Raw genomic sequence first — 6,483 nt, forward strand, 5'->3', positions numbered from 1 at the left:
GACGCAAAAAAGGAAGTGCTCCAACAATCGGAACACTTCCTCCTAAATCAGTAGTCTCATCCTCGCTTCATTGATTGTTCAATCATAATGATCTACGAACTTTTCAATACTAGTTATGCTTGTCTTTCAGGCAAGTCATGTAAGCTTTCGCTTCTAGCTGCTTGAATGAAATCTACTGTTTATTAATCTTAGAATGGTTCAAGTTTTCATGTCTTAGAAATGCATCTAGAACACAAATTCCGAACCATCTAAGACTTTGCATTAACAGCTTAACTGAAAAGCTGTTAACCGGAAAATCTTTTTGAAGGATTTCCCTGAAAGAGTGGCATACTCTTTTGTGTTTCTTTGTTTAACTTAGTATGTTTCTCTTTGTATAGTTATAATAACATGTAAGCGTTAACACGTCAAGTAGGAAATGCCGATTTCAACAAAAAAATTCAACTTTTTTTGCCTAAAACGTCATTCTGTCCCTATACGCTAATCGATCATCAGACTCATCAATACGCCATCGATAAATTCCCCATCGATCAGCATGGCACGCGGCATCACCGCTTCTTGCTGATAACCCATTTTCTCATAGAGATGGATGGCCCGTTCGTTTTCTCCATGTACTGTCAACTCCAAGCGGCGGATCACGCCGCTCTCGATTGCCCATGTTTCGATTTCTTCCATCAGAACCGAGCCGATTCCGAATCCCCAATAATCCTTCTCGACGGTGATACCGACTTCTCCTACATGCCTAAGCTTCGGTTTATCTGTTGCCCCGACGGACGCCAACCCTATCAATTGTTTGTTGTTTATCGTCGCAATCAGCATCACATTGTTGTCTTTCTCCATCAAATCTTCCAGATATAATTCTTCGAAGGCTTCGGATAATTCCAAACCTTCAGCCCCATATGCCAAATAAGGCGTTTCTGCGCCGGTTTTTCTGCTGAAAGCAATGATGTCCTTCGCATCGGCCGGGATGGCTTCCCGGATCATGATTTCGACTTTCTCTCTTTTGCGCATGCTATTGTCCTTCTTTCATGAGTATTCCCTGTAGTGTTTCGACTAAAGTGGCATAACGTTCGCCGGTCGGCAGAAAAGTGATTTCCCTGTTTTCATAAAATTCCCCGGTAGGGACCAAGCGGATTGTCAAATATGCATCCGGCAATTCTTCTTCGATGAACTTTGCCCATTCGATCACGGAAACGCCATTTCCGTAGAGATATTCTTCGAAGCCCAGTTCATCCCCGCCGACATCCTCCAAACGATAGACGTCCATATGGTACAGCGGCAACCTGCCCTTTGTGTACTCTCTGATCAAAGTATACGTTGGGCTTTTTATAACCGTGTCAATGCCCAGACCCTTTGCCAATCCTTTTGTAAAGGTGGTTTTGCCTGCACCTAAATTCCCTTCAAGGAGGATGACATCTTTCGGCTCCAATAGCTGCGCCAATTGCGCGGCTATCTCCATCGTTTCTTCTTCATTCTTTGCTAGTAAGGTGAACATTCTGAATCTGCTCCCATCTTCACCGATTTATTTGATTCCATTCCTTATTATAGGAATATTCACTCCGGAATGCACCTTTTTTCTGCGGATGCATCATTTTCAAGCACAACAAAAAATGGAAAGCCAGATTTGATCCAGGCTTTCCATTATTCCATTAATCAAGTAATGTTTGGTTTGCTGTGATGATGGCTGTTTTGTAGACATCTTCTTCGTTACATCCGCGTGACAAATCGGAAATCGGTTTGTTCAAGCCTTGCAAGATTGGGCCTACTGCTTCGAACCCGCCGAAACGTTGTGCGATCTTGTAGCCGATGTTTCCTGATTGGATTTCAGGGAAAATGAATACTTTTGCTTGACCAGCTACAGTTGAGCCAGGAGCTTTTTGTTTAGCGACCACTTCAGAAAAAGCAGCATCGAATTGCAATTCGCCGTCGATGTTGTATTGGGGCGCCAATTCTTTAGCGATTCTTGTAGCTTCCACAACTTTGTCGACTTCCGGTGATGCTGCTGAGCCTTTTGTTGAGAAGCTCATCAAAGCAACGTTTGGTTGGATTTCGAACATTTCAGCCGTTTTAGCACTTTCCACTGCGATTTCAGCAAGTTCTTGTGCATTTGGATTGATGTTGATTGCGCAGTCAGCGAACAGGAATCTTTCAGTACCACGGAGCATGATGAAAGCACCACTTGTGCGGCTTACGCCTGGTTTTGTTTTGATGATTTGAAGCGCCGGACGGACAGTATCACCTGTAGAGTGAACAGCGCCGCTCACTAGACCATCAGCTAAGCCCATGTGTACCATCATTGTTCCGAAATAATTCTCATCCAACAACAATTTTCTAGCTTGTTCTTCAGTGACTTTACCGTTACGGCGATCGACGAAAGATGCAACCATTTCATCGAGTTCAGCATAATCAGCTGGGTCGATGATTTGGATACCACTTAGTCTAAATCCGCGGCCTTTTGCAGCTTCTTTGACTGCATCCACATTTCCGATAACGATTGGTTCAACTAAATCTTCCGCTTTAAGACGAACGACTGCCCCTAAAATTCTTGGTTCTAAGCCTTCCGGGAAAACGATTTTTATTTTTTTTCCTACGATTTTTTGGCTTAAGCCTTCAAACATGTCCAAAAAAAATCCCTCCAGATTCGATTTATAATACTCAACTATCATACAGCAAACGAGAATAAAAAAACAGTCATTTATGGAAATTACTGTTACAATTTCATCATTTCTCATCAAACTGTCATATCTCCTTCGATTTTTACGGGGGCTTTTCTTTTGCAATCCTTTACATTGTTGTTTATACTATGTTTTAACACCTATAAGTAGCATAACCAAAGGAGTCCTTCGATATGTCCATATATGAGTATCATGTAAGAAAAACAGATCAGTCATCTGTACCATTGGAACAGTACAAAGGAAAAGTCATCTGCATCGTAAATACAGCTTCAAAGTGCGGTTTAGTAGGTCAATTGGATGAACTGGAGGAACTTTACGAACAATACAAAGATAAGGATTTCATCGTTCTAGGATTTCCGTCTAACCAGTTCAATAACCAAGAACCATTGAACGGTGCCGAGGCTGCTGAATTCTGCCGACTCAATTACGGTGTCACTTTCCCGATTTTCGATAAGATTGAAGTGAATGGAGACAATGCGGATCCGCTCTACAAATATTTGGTCGAACAGACAGGAGGCGGCGCCATCAAGTGGAATTTCACAAAATTCCTGATCGGCCGCGATGGCGAAATCATCAAACGTTTTGCCCCGATCACCACACCAAAGAAAATGACGAAACTGATCGAAAGTGCTTTGGAGCAACCAGTTACGAATGATTAAACAAAAAGGCATAGCCACTGAGTAAAAATTCAGTGGCTATGTCTTTTTTATTCGTTCAATTTCATTTTTCTGTATAAAATTCCTGCAACAGCTTGCTCATCTCTTGGTAACGCGGGAACATCGCTGCATAGACAGATTTGCTGTCTTCATCCGGTTGATGTTCGATCGAGGCACCCATCATTTCCTCTGCGTCATCCACTGATTCCACCAAACCCAAGCTCTTCAGCGTGATTAAAGCGGCACCCGTACAGGAACTTTCAAAAGTTTCCGGAAATTCGATCGGCATGCCGATGATATCGGTCAAGATTTGGCGCCAGACCTGCGAGCGCGAAAAGCCTCCGCTGGCCATGATTTTTGTCGGCTCCCCGTTCATCGGGATGACTGCCGCGAGCACATCCTTCAGATTCAGACAGATGCCTTCCAATACGGAACGCAAAAAGTGCTCTTTCGTATGCAGCATGTTGATACCGCTGAAATTGCCTCTGGCATCCGCATTCCATAAAGGCGCTCGCTCTCCATTCAGATAGGGATGGAAAACCAATCCATCAGCTCCCGGTGAGACGTTTGTGATCATCTCCATCGCTTTATCGTAGAGATCTTCATCAGCAATGTTCGCCGGCAAAAATTGTTTGATGGCCCAATCAAAGATGTTACCGCCATTGTTGACGGCGCCACCGTTCACATAATGGTTTTCATCCAGGATATAACTGAACGTACGTCCTTCCGGGCTTAGATAAGGTTTGTCGCTCGTCATCCGGACCGCACCACTCGTACCGATTGTGATTGTCGCCGTACCAGCGCGAATCGCTCCCATACCGAGGTTGGCTAAGCAGCCGTCATTCCCACCAACAATAAAGGGTGTGTCCGCAGCAAGGCCCAGCAACTCCGCAACTTCTTCCGAGAGTCCGCTCAGTTGATGGCCAGGACTTACCGGCAACGGCAGCATTTGACTCGTGATGCCACAGAATTCCAGAATTTCCTCATCCCAACGGAATTCCCTGATGTTGAACATGCCAGTAGCTGATGCAACGGAATAGTCCACAACGAATTCACCGAACAAGCGCCAAAGAATGTATTCCTTGATGCCGATGAACCAGCGCGCTGCTTGGAAAAGCTCAGGATTCTCCGCCCTCAACCAGAGAATTTTGTTCAATGGGGACATAGGATGCAAAGGTGTACCCGTTTTTTCATAAAAACGCTGACCCACTTCGGAATGTTTCAGCATGCGTGCATATTTTTTCGAACGATTATCGGCCCAGGTAATGCTCCTCGTCAAAGGAATTCCTTCCGCATCCATGAGGATTAAGCTGTGCATCGCGCTCGAAAAGCCTATGCCGGCAATATCCGTCGGACCCAGTTCCGCTTTCTCTATGACTGCTTTTATCGTTTTTAATACGGCAGAAAAGATTTCGTCCAAGTCTTGTTCCGCCATTTCGGGATTCTCTTTAATCAATGGATAATGCGCATACGCTGATTCGTAAGCAGAGCCATCCGTTTCGTACAGTACGGCTTTTGTGCTTGTGGTACCGACATCCACTCCCATGACATATCGTGCTGCCAAATTAATAACCACCAATCCAAAAAAATTTAACTTATTTTCACGACCCTAACCATTATAGCAAAATTCCACAAGCATGGGTGCAAATTTTTTGATAATGTTTGATATTCTGCCTTCGATCGTTTACATTTTTTTTACGCAATCTTTGCTGGATATACATCGCTGTCTGCTATACTGATGAGATCTATACACAAGGGGGAACATCATGACCTATCCTAAAGAAACCTACAAGGAAATCTGCCTTGTTTTTGCCCGGTTGGGTCTGTTTGCCTTCGGAGGTCCGGCCGCGCACATCGCCATGATGGAGGACGAATTGGTGACGAAGCGCAAATGGCTCACCAAATCGGATTTCATGGATCTACTCGGATTCACGAATCTGATTCCCGGTCCGAATTCAACGGAGTTGGCTATCGCTTTGGGCTACAAACGTGGTGGAAAGCTTGGGCTTTTCTTGGCGGGCATCTGCTTCATTTTTCCAGCCATGTCAATCGTGTTACTGCTGGCCATGTTCTATAAAGAGTACGGTGAGGTGCCGCTCATCGAAGCGATTTTCACCGGCATCAAACCGGTCATCCTTGCAGTCATCATCCAGGCCCTTTTCCGTCTGGGGCAGACGACCATCAAGGACACCAAATCGCTGCTTTTGTTCTTGGCGGCCTATCTGCTGTCGCTGATGGGCGTCGGCGAAATCACGATCCTCATCCTGACCGGATTGATGATGCTGCTGACGCAGCAATTATCCAAATGGCGGTCGCGGCATCTGGCGGTCGAACCTATGTCGCTGACGCTGTTGTTCCTGACCTTTTTGAAGATCGGCTCGGTCCTTTACGGGAGCGGTTATGTGCTGCTGGCTTTTCTGCAGGCTGAATTTATCGACCGCTATGCTGCGCTGACCAGCACCCAGTTGCTGGATGCTGTCGCGATCGGCCAGTTCACCCCCGGTCCTGTCTTCACGACGGCGACTTTCGTGGGCTATCTGATCCAAGGAGTCCCGGGTGCCTTATTGGCGACGGTCGGTATCTTTTTGCCTTCCTTCCTGCTGATTCTTTTGTTGCATCCGCTATTCAACAAACTGCGTTCTTCAAAAATCTTCGCCGGTATTTTGGACGGAGTTACGGTTGCTTCGCTGGCATTGATGGCATCGGTATCCTGGCAATTGGGGACAGCGACCTTCGTTTCGTGGGTCAGCGTCGTCATCTTCGCTGTCAGTTCCATCGCCCTCATCAGCTTCAAAGTGAACTCCTCCTATCTGATTATCATGGGCGGCTTCATCGGGTGGCTAGTTACAATGTTTTGAACGCAGCACCCACACAAAAAGACCCTAACATCAGTCAAAACCATGAATATAAAAAAGTAATCCATGCTTTCAGTCCCAATCACGAGTTAAACCATGAGTAATAGAAAGTTATCCATGGTTCCGGAACCTGCCTCAGCAAACAACACTAAAATTGTCGAGGCACAAATGCAAAAAAAGCAAGGAGAGCAGCGAACCAATCCGCTGCTCTCCTTGCTTTTTGTATTAGTCAATCCATTTGACGTAATCTTCGTCTTCCATCGCCTCGACAGCGCCCAAAAGGTAGCCGTTGCCAACTTG

The 6,483-nt window shown here is 45.5% G+C and carries 7 protein-coding genes; 3 read left to right on the forward strand and 4 right to left on the reverse strand.

Annotation, left to right across the window (positions count from 1 at the left end):
• Nucleotides 1-477: 477 nt before the first annotated feature.
• The 3 genes from WBV27_RS02350 to pta all read right to left on the reverse strand — a co-directional run bounded on the left by WBV27_RS02350 (nucleotide 478) and on the right by pta (nucleotide 2,621).
• On the reverse strand, nucleotides 478-1,008 hold the full coding sequence (locus WBV27_RS02350) for a GNAT family N-acetyltransferase (protein ID WP_086627158.1): 531 nt from the start codon (nucleotides 1,006-1,008) through the stop codon (nucleotides 478-480).
• 1 nt (nucleotide 1,009) lies between these two features.
• The gene (gene tsaE, locus WBV27_RS02355; protein WP_086627156.1) at nucleotides 1,010-1,492 is read right to left on the reverse strand and encodes a tRNA (adenosine(37)-N6)-threonylcarbamoyltransferase complex ATPase subunit type 1 TsaE; all 483 of its coding nucleotides are present in this window, start codon (nucleotides 1,490-1,492) and stop codon (nucleotides 1,010-1,012) included.
• Nucleotides 1,493-1,646: 154 nt separating this feature from the next.
• Nucleotides 1,647-2,621, reverse strand: coding sequence for a phosphate acetyltransferase (gene pta, locus WBV27_RS02360; RefSeq protein ID WP_424199066.1), 975 nt, complete (start codon nucleotides 2,619-2,621; stop codon nucleotides 1,647-1,649).
• Between the two features lie 224 nt (nucleotides 2,622-2,845).
• Here pta and WBV27_RS02365 point away from each other — a divergent pair, with 224 nt between their 5' ends.
• Complete coding sequence (locus WBV27_RS02365; RefSeq protein ID WP_424199068.1) at nucleotides 2,846-3,331, forward strand: glutathione peroxidase; 486 nt, start codon at nucleotides 2,846-2,848, stop codon at nucleotides 3,329-3,331.
• A gap of 61 nt (nucleotides 3,332-3,392) precedes the next feature.
• On the opposite strand, the gene WBV27_RS02370 is transcribed toward WBV27_RS02365, so the two are convergent.
• Nucleotides 3,393-4,892, reverse strand: coding sequence for a gluconokinase (locus tag WBV27_RS02370; protein WP_424199070.1), 1,500 nt, complete (start codon nucleotides 4,890-4,892; stop codon nucleotides 3,393-3,395).
• Between the two features lie 202 nt (nucleotides 4,893-5,094).
• On the opposite strand from WBV27_RS02370, the gene WBV27_RS02375 reads away from it, so the two are divergent.
• Nucleotides 5,095-6,186, forward strand: coding sequence for a chromate transporter (locus WBV27_RS02375; RefSeq protein WP_424199072.1), 1,092 nt, complete (start codon nucleotides 5,095-5,097; stop codon nucleotides 6,184-6,186).
• 93 nt (nucleotides 6,187-6,279) lie between these two features.
• Nucleotides 6,280-6,483 (forward strand): hypothetical protein (locus tag WBV27_RS02380; protein WP_424199074.1); only part of this gene is annotated, 204 nt, incomplete at its 3' end.

The sequence above is a fragment of the Trichococcus sp. genome, from assembly GCF_049589555.1.
Classification (GTDB): domain Bacteria; phylum Bacillota; class Bacilli; order Lactobacillales; family Aerococcaceae; genus Trichococcus.